This window comes from Citricoccus sp. SGAir0253 (assembly GCF_005877055.1).
Classification (GTDB): Bacteria; Actinomycetota; Actinomycetes; order Actinomycetales; family Micrococcaceae; genus Citricoccus.
On sequence record NZ_CP039424.1, the window covers coordinates 3,248,834 to 3,262,970 of the forward strand.

A 14,137-nucleotide genomic window follows, 5' to 3' on the forward strand; every position below is an offset into this window, starting at 1 on the left:
CGTCCCAGCCGTCCCAGCCGTCCGAGGAGGACGCCATGCCCCAGTTCATGATCTCCGTCTGGCACGCCCCCGGCATCCAGCAGCGGCCCACGGGCCCCTACGGATCCGAGGAGGAGATGCAGGCGGCGTTCCAGGCCGTCGGCGAGTTCAACGAGCAGCTCCAGGCCGAGGGGGCCTGGGTCTTCGCCTGCGGGCTGGACGCCCCGGAGCTGGCCTCCGTGGTGGACGGCCGGCGGGAGGAGCCACGGGTCACCCAGGGTCCGCTCGCGAAGTCCATGGAGTCCATGGGCGGGTTCTGGATCGTGGAGGCCTCGGGGCCCGAGCAGGCGCGGGAGATCGCCACCCGCGCCTCGCGGGCGTGCGGCCAGCGCGTGGAGCTCCGGCCCCTCCAGGGCTGAGCGCCGCCGTCGGGCGCGCCCGAGCGCCTCCCGCCGGGGACCGGCTCAGCCGACGAGGCCGAGCAGGATCCCGCCCACGGCCACCACTCCGGCGACCACCACGAACACGTTGGACAGCGCGCCGCGGAAGGGCGCCAGGGCGGGCACCTTCCGGATGGCGTACATGGGCATCAGGTAGAGCACGGCGGCGATGACCGGCCCGGCCAACGACTCGATGAGCCCCAGGATGCTCGGGTTGAGCACGCCCGCCAGCCACGTGCTGGCGATGAGGAACACGCTGATGCCGATCCGCAGGGCGCGGTCGGGGATGCGCCGGGCCTGCGGGTCCACCATGCCGCGCACGATGCCCTGGGCGCCCTCGAAGGCGCCGAGCCAGTGGCCGAAGAAGGACGAGCCGATCGCGGTCACGGCCACCGCGGGGCCCAGCCAGGCGATGACCGGCAGGCCCATGACGTTGGCCAGGTGCGAGAGCACGGGCAGGTTGGCGTCCTTGGCCTCCTGCAGCCCCTCCGGGCCGAGGGCGAGCACGCAGGACCACACGAAGCCCATGGTGAAGACCACCAGCAGGGTCGCGGTGACGCGCAGGATGGAGGAGGCCTTCCGCACCGAGCCCGCGCCGTACTCGCGGCGCAGGGACAGGGAGAACTGGGAGATCGCCGGGGAGTGGTTGAAGGCGAAGACGAGCACCGGGATCATCAGCCACAGGGACATCCCGAAGTCGCCCGCGGCGGGCACGGCGCCGAAGCCCTCGAGGGACCAGGACGGGATCAGCAGCAGGGTGACGGCGAACAGCACGGCGATCAGCGGGTAGACGAGCCACTGGGTGACCACCAGCATGACGCGCTGGCCGGCCACCATCACGGCGGACATCAGCAGCACGAGCACCCCGGACAGCAGCCAGCGCGGCCACGGGTCCAGACCGAGCTGGTTCACCATGAGGCTGTCCACGGTGTTGGTGATGCCCACGCCGTAGATCAGCACGATCGGGAAGATCGCCAGGAAGTACAGGACGGTGACCACGCGGCCGGCGGCCGGGCCGAAGTAGTCCGCCACCACGCCGGTGATGTCCCGGTCCGGGCGCGGGGAGGCGCACACCATGCGGGACAGGGCGCGGTGGGAGAGGTAGGTCATGGGCCAGATCAGCACCGTGGCGACCAGCAGCGGCCACAGCCCGCCCAGGCCGGCGTTGATCGGCAGGAACAGCACGCCGGCGCCCACGGCAGTGCCGAACAGCCCGATCGTCCAGCTCGTGTCGAAGCGGTTCCAGCGCGGCGCGGCGGGACTGTCGGCGGCGGGGCCGGCCGCGGTGCCGCCGGCTCGGCCCTCGCGGACGAGGGTGGCGGTCGGCGCGGCGGGGCCGGCGTCGGTCCCGACGGCGGCCGGGCCGGCCTCGGTCCCGGTGGCGGGCCCGGTGGGGCGGGGTTCCATGGGTACTCCTCAGGTGGACGGGGGACGGTCGGTCCCTGCGTGTCCTCCCCGCTCTGTCCGTGGACCTGAGAGTGTTCGCGCCGCTCCGCCCGTTGCCGGGCGGCCCGCTTGCCCCGTCGGTGGCCGCGCGTGGGTGTGGCGGCGCTCTCCAGAGGTGCCCAGCGGTCCGGTACGGGTGCCTGTGAGTTTCCCGGGGAGGGCTTGCTCCGTCGGCGTCGCGCATCCGGGTGGAGCGGGATCTCTCCCGGACCGCTCAGTGGCTGATTCCGGGAGGACACTGTAATGCGCCTCACACGCGGGGGCGAATTCGCGCATCCGCCGCCGGGGGCGTATAAGCCGGTCCGGAGGCGCGGCCGGGCGGGCCGGTGCGGCGCTCAGTCCTGGTGCAGGCAGATGAGGTTGCCCACCGTGTCGTCCACCAGCGCGTCCGTGCCGCCGTACTGCTGCCGGGTCGGCTCCATGACCACGCGGGCGCCGCGGGCCCGGACCTGCTCGAACTCCTCGGCACCGCCGGTCAGGGTCATCGCGAAGGCGGGTCTCCCCGCCGCGCGGGTCTCCTCCTGGTAGGCCCGCGCGGCACCCTCCGCACGGCCGAGCACCAGCGAGGCGCCGCCGTCGGGCCCCGGGGCGCGCAGCGAGAGCCAGCGGAAGTCCCCGGCGGCGTAGTCGGTCTCCACCTCGAGACCGAGCACCTCGGTGTAGAACCTCTTGGCGGCGTCCTGGTCGTCGACGAGCAGGTGGGCCTGGGTGATCTTCATGGGCTGGTCCTCTCCGCAGGGCCGCGCTGCCGCGGCGTCACCCCCTAGTGTGGTGGCGGGGCACCGGCCCCGCCACCACATCCGCCACCACGTCCGCCACCACGGCACCCGGGAGGACCACGTCATGAGGATCGGCATCGTCATCGGATCGGTTCGCGAGGGGCGCCTGGGCGCATCGGTCGGCGACTGGGTGGCCGCCCGGGCCCGCGCGCTGGACGCCGGCGCGGAGGTGGAGTGGGAGGTGCTGGACCTCAAGGACTTCGACCTGCCCCTGATGACGGACGAGGACTGGGCGCAGGCCGAGGACGGGCCGGCCGAGGTGCACCGCTGGCGGGACGCCGTCGCGGCCTGCGACGGCTTCGTGTTCATCACCCCCGAGTACAACCGGAACATCCCGGGCGCGTTCAAGAACGCCTACGACCTGCTCTCGCGCCAGTGGATGGACAAGACGCTGGCGATCGTGGCCTACGGCGGCCTCGGCGGCGTGCGGGCCAACGAGGCCTGGCGGATCACCACCGCCGCGTACAACATGCACGTGGTGGGCGACTCCGTGAACCTCGTGCGGCGCACGGACTTCCCGGGCGGCGAGCTGGCCCTGACCGACCACCATGACCGCTCCCTGGCCAAGGTCCTGCACCGGCTCGTGGAGCTCACGCGCGCCGTGACCCCCGCGCGCGCCGAGCGCGCCGCCGTGCGCGGCTGAGCCCGGCGGGATCCCATGGACTCCCCCGCACCGGTGCGGACGGCGCCGGGCCGCCTCCCCACCCCCGGGGCACGGCCCGGGGATCGGGAGGACCGGTGACGCGCCCGACGCCGGCCCCGCCGCCCCCCGTGCCCCTGCACACCGAGCGACTCGTGCTGCGCTACGTCCGCGAGGCGGACGCCCCGGCCCTGCTGCGCTACTACCGCCGCGAGGACACCACCCGGTACCTGCTGGACGGCCCGTGGGACGGGGAGAAGGCCCACCGGGAGGCGTCGCTGCGCTCGGGCCGGCTGCACATCGAGGCCGCCGGGTTCGCCGTGTGCCTCGTCGCCGAGGAGGTGCCCCCGGCGGTCCCGCCGGCGCCGGCGGGCGCCGTCGTCGGGGACCTGTCCCTGTGGGCCGTGGACGGGACGCTGTCCCTCGGCGAGGTCAGCTGGGTGTTCGACCCGGACGCGGGCGGCCGCGGGCTGGCCACGGAGGCGGCGGGAGCCCTGCTGGACCTCGCGTTCGGGCACTACGGCATGCACCGGGTGCGGGCGCGGATGGACGCCCGCAACACCGCCTCGGCGCGGCTCTGCGAGCGCCTGGGGTTCCGGCGCGAGGGGCTGCTGCGCCAGGACTGGCTCATCAAGGGCGAGTGGACGGACACCCTCGTCTACGGGCTGCTCGCCGCGGAGTGGCGGGGCGGTCCGGGGGCCTGAGCCCCTGGACCGGGCTCAGAGGGTCTGGGGGCGCCGCCGCCGCACCGCGCGGCCCGTGCGCCCCAGCACCTGCTCCTGGCGGGAGGCGCCCGGGGCCACGGGCACGGCCTCCTTGAAGATGCCGGGGGCGTAGGCGGCCTGGCCGTAGCCGTCCACGGCGGCATCGACCTCGGCGAGCTCCTCGTCCGTGAGGCGGTGGTCCTCGCCCTGCGAGGTCGCCAGGTCCCAGCGGTGGACGATGAGGTCCATGCCGTAGAAGTCGAGCAGCACCTGGCCCACCGTCGAGTCCCCGAACGGCGTCTCCAGCGGCCGGGACACGAGGTCCCCGTCCCGCACCAGGGCGGCCATGGCCGCGGCGTGCGCGTTCCACTGCTCCGCCGGGGTGCCGGCTACGAGCGGGACCTCCCGGCCGTGCCGGAGCATGAACTCGCGGTGGGTCTGCATGAGGTGGTCCAGCACGTCGGCGGCCGTCCAGCCCTCGCAGGGGCTGGGGGCGTCCCAGTCGGTGACGGCGTTGACGACCTCGGTCAGCGGGTCGGCGTGTCGGTCCCAGGTCTCGGCGAGTGTGCTCATGGCTCCATGGTGCCCACACCCGGGCCCACGTGGGAGGTCTGGCCGCCAATCGGTCGCCCCGGGCGCGCCGGCGGGCGCCCGGCCGGCGTCCGGCCGGCGTCCGACCGGCGTCCGGCCGGCGCCGAGTCCGCATCCCCCGGCCCGCGGGATTCTCCCGGTGCCGGACGCGCGAGGGCCTTCGCCCGGGCTCAGGCCTCGGCGCCGGCCGCGAGCCGCTCCACCCGGTGGCGCAGCGCCACCGCACCGCCGGCGAACCGCCGTTCCGCGACCAGCTCGAGGTCCATCCGCAGTCCCGCGGGGAACACCGCCAGCCCGCCGCCGATGACGATCGGCAGCAGCACCTGGCTCACCTCGTCCACGAGGCCGGCGCGCAGCGCCTGGGCGGCCAGGGTGGGCCCGCCGATCAGCAGGTCCCCGTCCGCCTCCTCCTTGAGCCGGCGCACCACCGCGGGGTCGAAGTGCCGCCGCAGCGTGGTGCGCCGCGTGGACACCTCGTCCAGCGTGGAGGAGTAGACCACCTTGTCCGCCTCCTGCCAGACCCGCGCGAACTCCGCGGTCACGGGGTGGCCCTCGATCAGCTCGGTGTCGTGTTCCCAGGCCGTCATCAGCTCGTAGGTGCGGCGGCCGTAGAGGTGGACGGCCACGCCGGCCAGCTCGTCGTTGGCGTACTGGTGCACCTCGGCGTCCGGCTCGGCCCACGAGAAGTCCCCCGCCTCGTCGGCGATGAACCCGTCCAGCGAGGCGATGACCGAGTAGACGAGACGTCCCATGGCTCAGTCCTCCTGCTCCGAGCCCAGCCCGGCCAGGGTTTCCTCGCCCGCGTCGGCACCGGCGGCGGACGCCCGCGGACGCACGGGGGTGTCCAGGCCGGCCGGCTGGTAGGCCGCGTACACGACCCCACCCGGGAAGACCCGGCCGTCCACCCGGCGCAGGTGCGGCACGTCGAACCCGTCCGGGAAGAAGGACCGGCCGCGGCCCTGCCAGGCCGGGTACGTGAACATCCGGAACTCGTCCACGAGGGCCGCGAGGATGAGCGCGTGGGCCAGGCGGATGCTGCCGGTGACGACCACGTCGCGGCCCGGCGCCCGGCGCAGTGCTCGCACGGCCTCGAGCGGGTCGCCGGGGACCACGGTGGTGTTCCGCCACCGCGGGTCGGTGAGGGTGGAGGAGACCACGCGCTTGTCCGCGGCGTCCAGGGCCGCGGCCACCCCGGTGGTGTCCCCGGACTGCCGCGGCCAGTAGCCCCGGAGGTCCTCGAAGGTCCGCCGTCCCAGCAGCAGCACGTCCTCCTGGGCGGTCTGGCGGCGCAGCTCCGCGGAGAGCTCGGGGTCCTGCCGGGCGGGGTCGAACCAGTCCTCGAGCATCTCGACCCGGCCGTCCAGGGTCATGTTCTGGGAGACGACGATGCGCACGGCTCAGCCGCTCCCCTCGGACCCCGCGGACCCCTCCGGGCCGACGCCCCCCGCCGGACCGCCCGGGGAGGGGCCACGGCCCGCACCGAGGATGGCGGCCACCCGGGCGTCGTCCACGGCGGAGAAGTCGCGGTAGTGCTCCCCCACGGCCCGGAAGCGGCGCGGGGTGGCCAGCACCTCGATCTCGTCCGCCTCCCGGCTCATGAGCATCGTGTCGACCGTCGTGCGCGAGGCCACCGGCAGGGCCAGCACCACGTGGGCCGCCCCCAGCTGCCGGGCCACCCGGCACGCCACGCGCGCCGTGGCGCCCGTGGCCATGCCGTCGTCGATGATCACCGCCGTCTTCCCCCGGAGGTCCAGCGGTTCCCGGCCGGCGCGGAAGGTCCCGGCGCGCCGCTCCAGGGTGGCGTGCTCCTGCTGCTCCACGAGGCGCAACTGCTCGGCGGTGACGGCGAAGTGCCGGATGGTGCCCTCGTCCGTCAGGCGCACCCCGTGCTCGCCGATCGCGCCCATCGCGAGCTCCGGATAGGCCGGCACGCCCAGCTTGCGCACCATGATGACGTCCAGCGGGGCACCGAGTTCGCGGGCCACCACCTCCGCGACCGGCACCCCGCCGCGCGGCAGGCCCAGGACCACGACGTCGGCCCGCCCGGCCCAGCGCGGGGCGAGCCGCGCGGCCAACTGGGCGCCGGCGTCGTACCGATCCGTGAACTCGGGCACATGCCCTCCCGGCGGTGGGTGGTGGTTGCGCCCAGCGTAGGCGGAGCGCCCGAGGTCACGGTAGGGACGGCCGCCGGAGCTCCGGCGCCGGGGCCGCCGGGACACCCGGCGGGCGTGACCCGGGCGGGCATCCCGTGCCAACGCGCCGGCACCGGGGCTAGCGTGGGGCATTCCGACCACGTGTGACGAGGGAAGGACCACGGACATGTCCCATCACGGCGACGACGAGCACCAGCAGGGATCCGCCGGCCCGGACCGTGGTGAGCGGTCCCGGCCGGAGGAGATCCTGGAGGACCGTGCCGACGAGTGGGTCGTCTCGGACGAGGAGGCCGTCCTGGCCTACAACGCGAATGCCGAGCGCCCGGACACGCCCGGGGCCGAGGGTTCCGGGCAGGCCAACGAGGCCGACGAGGCCGACGAGGCCGACGACAGTGGTACCGAGCGGGCGGAGTGACGGGGAGGGAGGCAGGCATGGCCAAGCGGGACAGCCCGACCACGCCGGCGGGCGAGGGCAAGGGAGCATGGCTCGCCACGCTGGAACTGGGCGCCAGGATGCTGCAGGACACGGCGCCGCTGAAGGGGTTCGACGTCTACGTGTGCGGGTTCCACCCCGCGAAGGACGACCCCTCGATGCAGATGGAGGCGCACCACTACTGCCGGGTCGTCAACGACGACTTCATCCAGGCGGTGCTCTTCGACGGCAACACCGCCGAAGCCAACCTCATCGGGATCGAGTACATCGTCTCGGAGGAGCTGTACGGGACCCTGCCGGTGGAGGAACGCGACTACTGGCATCCCCACAACTTCGAGGTGCTCTCCGGCCAGCTCGTGGCCCCGGGCCTGCCCGCCGTCGCGGAGAAGGCGCTGATGAGGCGACTGCTCAACAGCTACGGCAAGACCTGGCACACGTGGCACACCGGCCGGCACGACCTCGGCGGCGGGCACCAGCTGCCGCTGGGCGACCCCATGCTGATGTGGTCCTTCAACCGGGACGGCGAGAACGACCCGGCCCTGGAACGGGACCGCGAGTCGGCCCTGGGCCTGGACACGGCCGCCACGCGCCGGCAGCGCCAGGACCTCGCGGACCACGCGCATCCGCAGCACGGCGTCGACGCCCTCGCCGACCGGTTCACCGGCACGGTGCCCCTGCCCGGGGTCGTCGACGCCGACGCGCCGGAGGCGGGCCCGGCAGGGGGCTGAAAGGGGTGGTTGCCGGGCTGCCGGGACCACGAGGCCTTCACTCTCCGGGATCCGGGGAGCATGATCGGCGCCATGGCATCCGCCATGAACCCGCTGTCCGCCCGAGGGGGTACACCATGAGTACCGCACCGGGCCGGTCGCCGACCGGCCGCACCCATGCCGGAGACACCACGCACCGCAGTCCGGTCCAGGTCGTGGCGCTGCTCTACGGCATCGTCTTCCTGCTCGTGGGGATCGCCGGGTTCATCCCCGGCCTCACCACCAACTACGACTCCCTGCAGTTCGCGGGCCACCAGTCCGAGGCCATGCTGCTGGGGATCTTCCAGGTCTCCATCCTGCACAACGTCGTCCACCTGCTCTACGGCATCGCCGGACTGGCCCTGTCCCGCACGGGCACCGCCGCACGCCAGTTCCTGCTGTGGGGCGGCATCGTCTACCTCGTCCTGTGGCTCTACGGCCTGTTCGTCGGCCAGGACTCCCCGGCCAACTTCGTGCCGCTGAACAGCCCAGACAACTGGCTGCACCTGGCGCTGGGCGTGACCATGGTCGCCCTGTCCTTCCTGCCCCGCAGGACCACCACGGACCACTACGCGGCGGATCGTCCCTGACCGCTGCCGACCGACCCGAGAGGAATCCCATGAAGACCGCACGTGATGTCATGACCGCCGGCGCCGAGTGCATCGGCGAGAACGACACCCTGGAGGAGGCCGCCCGCAGGATGAAGGACCTGGACGTCGGCCAGCTGCCGATCTGTGGCGAGGACAACCGCCTCAAGGGCGTCCTCACCGATCGCGACATCGTCGTGAAGTGCCTGGCCACGGGCGGTGACCCGCGGCAGACCAGGGCCGGGGAACTGGCCGAGGGCAAGCCGGTGACCATCGGCGCCGACGACAGCATCGAGGAGGCCATCAAGACGATGAAGGACCACCAGGTGCGGCGCCTGCCGGTCATCGACGGCCACGACCTGGTCGGCATGGTCAGCCAGGCCGACATCGCCCGCAACTGGCCCGAGGAGCGCGTCGGCGAGCTGCTGGAGGCCATCTCCCAGGACTGAGCCACTTTTCCCGAGTGCCGTGGTCCCGCCGGGACGCCACCGTCCCGGCGGGACCCTGCACGCCCCGAGAACCGAACCGTCATCCACCTGGAGGCACACCATGACCGATACCCCCACCCCCGGCCGGGAGACCGATGCCGTGGACATCCTCACCGCCGACCACCGCTCCATGCTCGAGCTCCTCGGACAGGTCGAGGGCGAGACCGACCCGCAGCGGCGCCGCGACCTGGCGGACACCGTGATCGCCGAGGTCGTGCGTCACTCCGTGGCCGAGGAGATGTACGTGTACCCGGCGATGGAGAAGCACCTGCCCAACGGGCCCGAGGAGGTCGAGCACGACAAGAAGGAGCATGACGAGATCGTGCAGGTGATGAAGGCGCTCGAGGACGTCGACGCCGCCACGCCCCGCTTCATGGAACTGGTCCGGGACCTGGAGGGCCAGCTCCGCCACCACGTCGACGACGAGGAGTCCGACCAGTTCCCCCGGCTGCGGGCCGGCATCCCGGCGGACGAGCTCGTCGAGTTGGGACGGAAGGTGGAGAAGGCCAAGACGGCCGCGCCCACCCGGCCCCACCCGCACGCCCCGCACTCCGAGCTGTTCCACAAGACGATCGGCCCGGGCGTCGGGATGGTCGACCGCCTGCGGGACCGGCTCTCCGGCCGGTCCACCGGCTGACGCCGGGGGTGCCGAGGAGTCCCCGGCCCGCACTACCCTGTCCTGGTGACGATCCTCGACGCCGTCCTCGCCTTCGCCGTGGTGGCCGGCCTGCTGACCCTCGTGCCCGGGCTGGACACCGCCCTGGTCCTCCGGTCCTCCCTGACCCGCACCCGCTCCTACGCCTGGGCGACCGCCCTCGGCATCGCGACGGGCGCCATGGTGTGGGGCGTCGCCGCGGCCGTGGGCGTCTCCGCGCTGTTGGCCGCCTCGGAGCTGGCCTACCGGGTCCTGAGCACGACGGGCGCCGCGTACATGCTGTGGCTCGGCGTCTCGATGATCCGGACCTCGCTCCGCGCCGCCCCCCGGGACACCGGGGCCCGGGCGGCCGGCGGAACCGCCGACGCCGACCGCGGGCCGGCCACCGCGGAGGGTGTCGTCGTCGGCCGGTCCGCGGGCGCCGTCGCCCCCTCGCACGGAGGCCCTCCCTGGCGCGGCTGGCTGACCGGCACCGGCACCAACCTGCTCAACCCCAAGGTGGGGGTGTTCTACATCGCCACCATCCCGCAGTTCCTGCCGGAAGGGACGTCCCCCCTGCTGATGGGCGCCGCCCTCGCCGGCGTCCACTGCGTGCTGACCATGGCGTGGTTCACCGTGCTGATCGTCGGGGGCGGCTACGCCCGGCGCTGGCTGTCCAGCGCGCGCGCCCTGGCCGTGGTCGACCGCGTGACGGGCCTCGTGCTCCTGGGCTTCGGCGGCACCCTGCTGGCGGACGCCCTCGCCCCACCCGCCCCCGCCCGGACATGACCCGGGCCCGTCCGTGATCACCGTCCTGCCGAGCCCGCTGCTCCCGGCGGTGGCCTATGCGGACCTCCTCGCAGGACTCCGCCGTGCTGGACTCCCCTCCTCCCTGGCCCGCGCCGGCCTGGCTCCCGGCGAGGGCGCTGGGGAGCTCGTGCGCCGCTGGTCCGCGTCCGTGGAGCCCGGCACCATCCTGCTCGCGCACAGCAACGCCGGGTTCCTCGCCCCGCTCGTCCGCCGGCGCATCGGCCCGGGCGCCGCGCCCGGGACGCCCATCGTCTTCGTGGACGCCGCCCTGCCCGCGGAACGGGGGGAGTTCACCCTGGCACCGGAGGCCTTCCGGGTCCACCTCGCGGCCCTGGCCGGCGAGGACGGGATGCTGCCGCCCTGGACCCGGTGGTGGCCGCGGCAGGCCCTCGCCCAGGTCATCCCCGAGGACCGGTTCGAGGCGCTGGACTCCGCCTGTCCACGCCTTCCCCTGGCGTACTTCGACACGCGGCAGACGGCGCCCGGGGACTGGACCCGCGGGCCGAACGCCTACCTCGCCTTCAGAGGCACCTACGCCGAGGAGCTCGAGTCCGCCCACCGATGGGGCTGGCCCACGGCGATGCTGGACGGCGGCCACCTGGCCTGGTTGGCGGCCCCGGACGACGTCGCGGCCGCCGTCGTGGACCTCGTCGGGCGGATGGGCCGCGGGACGGCAGGAGGCTGCGCCGGGTAGGCGACCTGTCGCCATCACCCCCGGGCCGCGCCCGCGCGGGACGGCCCGGAGGGTCCGTGATCCGCCCGGCCCGCCCTCACCGGTCGCCGTACCACCGCGCGATGTCCGCGGCCTCCGGCCAGCCGGAATAGGTCTCCCGCTGCGGCCAGCCCGCCGGGACGTCCTGCCACTCCTCCTGCCGGCCGTAGGGCAGCAGGTCCACGAGCGGGAACACGTGCGAGACCTGCTCCACGCCCCGGCTGAAGGTCACCCACGTGCGGTAGACGTCCTCGCCGTCCCGCAGGAACACGTTGAGGGCGAACCCGCCGTCCGGCGGGGCGCCCACGTCGGCGCCGAAGGGGCTGTGCGCCGTGGAGTACCACGTCATCCGGTTGCCCACGCGACGCCGGTAGGCGAGCGCCTCGTCGATCGGGCCCTGGGTGACCACCACGAAGCGGGCGTCGTAGTTCTCCAGGGACTCCAGGCGGGTGAACTGGGAGGTGAAGTAGGTGCAGCCGCCGCACTGGAACTCCGCGCCGGGGTGCCACATGTGGTGGTAGGTGATCAGCTGGTGGCGGCCCTCGAAGACGTCCACGAGGCGCAGCGGGCCGAAGGCCCCCTCGAGCGTGTACTCGGGCATCCTCACCATGGGCAGGCGGCGGCGCTGGGCGGCGATGGCGTCGAGCTCCCGCGTGGCCGCCTTCTCCCGGACACGCAACGCGTCGAGCTCGGCCTGCCACGTCGCCTCGTCGACGACCGGCGGAAGGGCCGGGGCGGCGTCGTGGTGCCGGAGTGATTCCTCGACGGACATGGTGACCCCCTCGGATCGGGCGCCGGGACCACCGTGGCCCCGGTGATGACTCCACGCTAGGCCCGCGGGCCGGCCCCGGCACCTCCGATCCTGCGCGGTTGCCGCGCCTTCCGCGGCCGCCCGTCCCGCGCGGATACTGGACGTCGAGGGAGGCGGCCGAGCATGGGGTTCTACACCGAGAGGATCCTCCCGCGGCTGGTCGACGCGGGCTGCGGGACCGCGGCGGTCGAGCCCCTGCGCCGGCGAACGTGCGCGGGCCTGCACGGCGAGGTGCTCGAGCTCGGCTTCGGCTCCGGGCTCAACGTGCCCTTCTATCCTCCGGCGGTCACCCGGGTCCGCGCCGTCGATCCCTCCGATCTCGCGTGGCGCCTCGCCTCCACCCGCGTCGCGGCCTCCCCCATCCCGGTGGAGCGGGGCGGACGGGACGGCCAGTCGCTCCCCTTCGCGGACGGCACCTTCGACACGGCGCTGTCGACCTGGACGCTCTGCACGATCCCGGACCCCGCTGCGGCGCTGCGGGAGCTACGGCGCGTGCTGACGCCCGGCGGCACGCTGCACTTCGTGGAGCACGGCCTGGCCCTGGAGGAGGCGGTGCGCACGTGGCAGCGCCGGCTCGAACCGCTGCAGAAGCGCGTCTGTGGCGGGTGCCACCTCACCCGGGAGCCGCTGCGACTGATCCGGGAGGCCGGCTTCACGGTGACGTCGGTCGAGCGCTTCTACGAGGAGGGGGTCCCGCGTCCCTTCGGGGCGGACTCCCTCGGCGTCGCCACCGCCCGCTGACCCGGCGGAGCGCCGCCGCGGCCACCGCGCGGCATCGCCGTGCCGTGGCCCCCGGTTCCGCGGGCTCCGTCGCCGCGCCCGCTCCGCGGGCGCCCACCCCTCGCCTCGGTCGCTATTTAGTCATATCATCGAACTATTCCATCCCCCCCGCGCAGCCGCGCCCCTCCGGAAGGACAGCACCATGGACACCACCGAGGTCTGGGCAGCCGTCGACGACCGCCGGCACGCCCTCGCCGAGCTCCTCGGGCGCCTGGAGCCCGGCGAGTGGGACCGCCAGTCCCTGTGCGAGGCCTGGACGGTCCGCGAGGTCGCCGCCCACCTGACACTCGTGCGATTGCCGCTGCCGCGCCTGTTCGCCCTCTTCCTGCAGTATCCCGGCAGCACCAACCGGACCATCCGGGACGGCTCCAAGGCCCTCGCGCGACGCATGACGAACGAGGAGATCGTCGAGGCGCTGCGCTCGATGGTCGGCCTGCACCACCACTTCCCCGGACTGACCTGCCGCGAGGCACTCATCGACTCCGTCGGCCACACCCTGGACATCACCCTCCCGCTCGGCCGCGAGGTCGAGCTCCCGACGGCGGCGCTCGCCGAGGCCGCCGACCACGTCCTGTCCTACGGCGGGCGGGGCAACGCCCGCGTCTTCCGGCACCTGCCGACCGAGGGGTTCCGCCTCGTGGCCACCGACCACGACTGGTCGCGGGGGTCCGGTCCCGAGGTCACGGGCACCATGGCGGACCTGTTCCTGGTCCTCACCGGCCGGACCGTTCACCTGGACCGGCTGGGCGGCGAGGGCGCAGACCGGCTGCGGGACGCCGTCGTCCAGCCCGCCTGACGCGGACCGGCCCCTCAGCCGCGCACGTCGTGGAGGTGGTGCTCCATCTCGTGGCCGATGTACTGCCCCAGCGAGTCGATCGTGAAGGCCGTGCCGTCCGAGCGCCGGCCCGGGCGGCCGCGGTCCTGCGCCGGCACGGAGTCCAGGATGGCCACCGTGCGCCGGGTGGAGCGCTCCAGGTCCTCCCACGTGGTGCCCGGGTCTGCGGCCCAGTAGGCCAGCTGGACGGCCTTGGCGTTGCCGTCCCAGTCCGCCAGGACCGGGTCCTGCTGGTCCCGCATCGACTTCACCCGCTCACCCAGCAGCCGCACCATGTCCCGGACGTGACAGGCGTACTCCAGGGGTGACCAGACCTCCGGCACCGGGCGGACGGCCACGTCCGGCCGCTGCAGGACCGGCAGCCACCGCCGGGTCCCCTCCCTGATCCGGTCCGCCACCTGCGCCGGGTCGAAGGGCCGGAAGCCGCACTCCGCACAGCCGTCGGTGATGACGGCGGTCCAGTCGCGGTCGTCTGCGGGCACGGGGGCCGGGGCCGGGGTGTTCATCCGCCCATCCTGCCCATCCGGACCGGGCCCGTCGAGGGCGGGCGACCGGTGCTGGGTACGCTG

The 14,137-nt window shown here is 74.1% G+C and carries 20 protein-coding genes and 1 riboswitch; of the genes, 12 read left to right on the forward strand and 8 right to left on the reverse strand.

The annotated features are described in order from the left end of the window. Positions 1 to 35 precede the first annotated feature (35 nt). The gene (locus E7744_RS14205; protein ID WP_137774686.1) at positions 36 to 398 is read left to right on the forward strand and encodes a YciI family protein; all 363 of its coding nucleotides are present in this window, start codon (positions 36 to 38) and stop codon (positions 396 to 398) included. Between the two features lie 45 nt (positions 399 to 443). Here E7744_RS14205 and E7744_RS14210 read toward each other — a convergent pair whose 3' ends face one another. Then, positions 444 to 1,826, reverse strand: coding sequence for an HAAAP family serine/threonine permease (locus E7744_RS14210; RefSeq protein WP_137774687.1), 1,383 nt, complete (start codon positions 1,824 to 1,826; stop codon positions 444 to 446). A gap of 157 nt (positions 1,827 to 1,983) precedes the next feature. Further along, positions 1,984 to 2,083, reverse strand: a riboswitch (glycine riboswitch). Between the two features lie 117 nt (positions 2,084 to 2,200). Further along, positions 2,201 to 2,584: a VOC family protein gene (locus tag E7744_RS14215; RefSeq protein WP_168199832.1), complete on the reverse strand. Its 384-nt coding sequence runs from the start codon at positions 2,582 to 2,584 to the stop codon at positions 2,201 to 2,203. 124 nt (positions 2,585 to 2,708) lie between these two features. On the opposite strand from E7744_RS14215, the gene E7744_RS14220 reads away from it, so the two are divergent. Beyond that, entirely contained in the window at positions 2,709 to 3,287 is a 579-nt protein-coding gene (locus E7744_RS14220; RefSeq protein ID WP_137774689.1) for an NADPH-dependent FMN reductase, read from the forward strand. A gap of 95 nt (positions 3,288 to 3,382) precedes the next feature. Further along, positions 3,383 to 3,988 carry a GNAT family N-acetyltransferase gene (locus E7744_RS14225; protein WP_246858471.1) on the forward strand — a complete coding sequence of 202 codons (606 nt, stop codon included), beginning with the start codon at positions 3,383 to 3,385 and terminating at the stop codon, positions 3,986 to 3,988. Positions 3,989 to 4,003: 15 nt separating this feature from the next. Here E7744_RS14225 and E7744_RS14230 read toward each other — a convergent pair whose 3' ends face one another. From E7744_RS14230 to E7744_RS16530, 4 genes are all read right to left on the reverse strand, one after another. Beyond that, positions 4,004 to 4,561 carry a maleylpyruvate isomerase N-terminal domain-containing protein gene (locus tag E7744_RS14230; protein ID WP_137774690.1) on the reverse strand — a complete coding sequence of 186 codons (558 nt, stop codon included), beginning with the start codon at positions 4,559 to 4,561 and terminating at the stop codon, positions 4,004 to 4,006. A 188-nt stretch (positions 4,562 to 4,749) separates the two neighbouring features. Beyond that, a complete protein-coding gene (locus tag E7744_RS14235; RefSeq protein WP_137774691.1) occupies positions 4,750 to 5,331 on the reverse strand; it encodes a dihydrofolate reductase family protein in 582 nt (193 codons plus the stop codon). A gap of 3 nt (positions 5,332 to 5,334) precedes the next feature. After that, complete coding sequence (locus E7744_RS14240; protein ID WP_210417131.1) at positions 5,335 to 5,973, reverse strand: dihydrofolate reductase family protein; 639 nt, start codon at positions 5,971 to 5,973, stop codon at positions 5,335 to 5,337. Between the two features lie 3 nt (positions 5,974 to 5,976). Continuing rightward, positions 5,977 to 6,693: a phosphoribosyltransferase gene (locus E7744_RS16530; RefSeq protein ID WP_137774692.1), complete on the reverse strand. Its 717-nt coding sequence runs from the start codon at positions 6,691 to 6,693 to the stop codon at positions 5,977 to 5,979. Between the two features lie 205 nt (positions 6,694 to 6,898). Between E7744_RS16530 and E7744_RS14250 the strand changes: the two genes are divergently transcribed. The 7 genes from E7744_RS14250 to E7744_RS14280 all read left to right on the forward strand — a co-directional run bounded on the left by E7744_RS14250 (position 6,899) and on the right by E7744_RS14280 (position 11,124). Further along, entirely contained in the window at positions 6,899 to 7,147 is a 249-nt protein-coding gene (locus E7744_RS14250) for a hypothetical protein (RefSeq protein WP_137774693.1), read from the forward strand. A gap of 17 nt (positions 7,148 to 7,164) precedes the next feature. Continuing rightward, positions 7,165 to 7,893 (forward strand): OBAP family protein, encoded by a 729-nt coding sequence (locus tag E7744_RS14255; protein ID WP_137774694.1) that lies wholly within the window; start codon positions 7,165 to 7,167, stop codon positions 7,891 to 7,893. A 116-nt stretch (positions 7,894 to 8,009) separates the two neighbouring features. Then, positions 8,010 to 8,501 (forward strand): DUF4383 domain-containing protein, encoded by a 492-nt coding sequence (locus tag E7744_RS14260; protein WP_137774695.1) that lies wholly within the window; start codon positions 8,010 to 8,012, stop codon positions 8,499 to 8,501. Positions 8,502 to 8,530: 29 nt separating this feature from the next. Continuing rightward, positions 8,531 to 8,947, forward strand: coding sequence for a CBS domain-containing protein (locus E7744_RS14265; protein ID WP_137774696.1), 417 nt, complete (start codon positions 8,531 to 8,533; stop codon positions 8,945 to 8,947). Between the two features lie 100 nt (positions 8,948 to 9,047). Next, the gene (locus E7744_RS14270; protein WP_137774697.1) at positions 9,048 to 9,623 is read left to right on the forward strand and encodes a hemerythrin domain-containing protein; all 576 of its coding nucleotides are present in this window, start codon (positions 9,048 to 9,050) and stop codon (positions 9,621 to 9,623) included. 45 nt (positions 9,624 to 9,668) lie between these two features. Beyond that, positions 9,669 to 10,409, forward strand: a complete 741-nt coding sequence (locus E7744_RS14275; RefSeq protein ID WP_137774698.1) for a LysE family translocator — start codon at positions 9,669 to 9,671, stop codon at positions 10,407 to 10,409. 13 nt (positions 10,410 to 10,422) lie between these two features. After that, complete coding sequence (locus tag E7744_RS14280) at positions 10,423 to 11,124, forward strand: hypothetical protein (RefSeq protein ID WP_137774699.1); 702 nt, start codon at positions 10,423 to 10,425, stop codon at positions 11,122 to 11,124. A gap of 76 nt (positions 11,125 to 11,200) precedes the next feature. Here the strand turns inward: E7744_RS14280 and E7744_RS14285 are convergent, their stop codons facing one another. Then, the gene (locus tag E7744_RS14285) at positions 11,201 to 11,914 is read right to left on the reverse strand and encodes a DUF899 family protein (RefSeq protein ID WP_137774700.1); all 714 of its coding nucleotides are present in this window, start codon (positions 11,912 to 11,914) and stop codon (positions 11,201 to 11,203) included. Positions 11,915 to 12,076: 162 nt separating this feature from the next. Here E7744_RS14285 and E7744_RS14290 point away from each other — a divergent pair, with 162 nt between their 5' ends. Together E7744_RS14290 and E7744_RS14295 are read left to right on the forward strand one after the other, a co-directional pair. Further along, positions 12,077 to 12,694 carry a class I SAM-dependent methyltransferase gene (locus E7744_RS14290; protein ID WP_137774701.1) on the forward strand — a complete coding sequence of 206 codons (618 nt, stop codon included), beginning with the start codon at positions 12,077 to 12,079 and terminating at the stop codon, positions 12,692 to 12,694. Positions 12,695 to 12,875: 181 nt separating this feature from the next. Continuing rightward, entirely contained in the window at positions 12,876 to 13,529 is a 654-nt protein-coding gene (locus E7744_RS14295) for a maleylpyruvate isomerase family mycothiol-dependent enzyme (protein WP_137774702.1), read from the forward strand. 14 nt (positions 13,530 to 13,543) lie between these two features. Here E7744_RS14295 and E7744_RS14300 read toward each other — a convergent pair whose 3' ends face one another. Next, a complete protein-coding gene (locus E7744_RS14300; RefSeq protein ID WP_137774703.1) occupies positions 13,544 to 14,074 on the reverse strand; it encodes a DinB family protein in 531 nt (176 codons plus the stop codon). Positions 14,075 to 14,137: the final 63 nt, after the last annotated feature.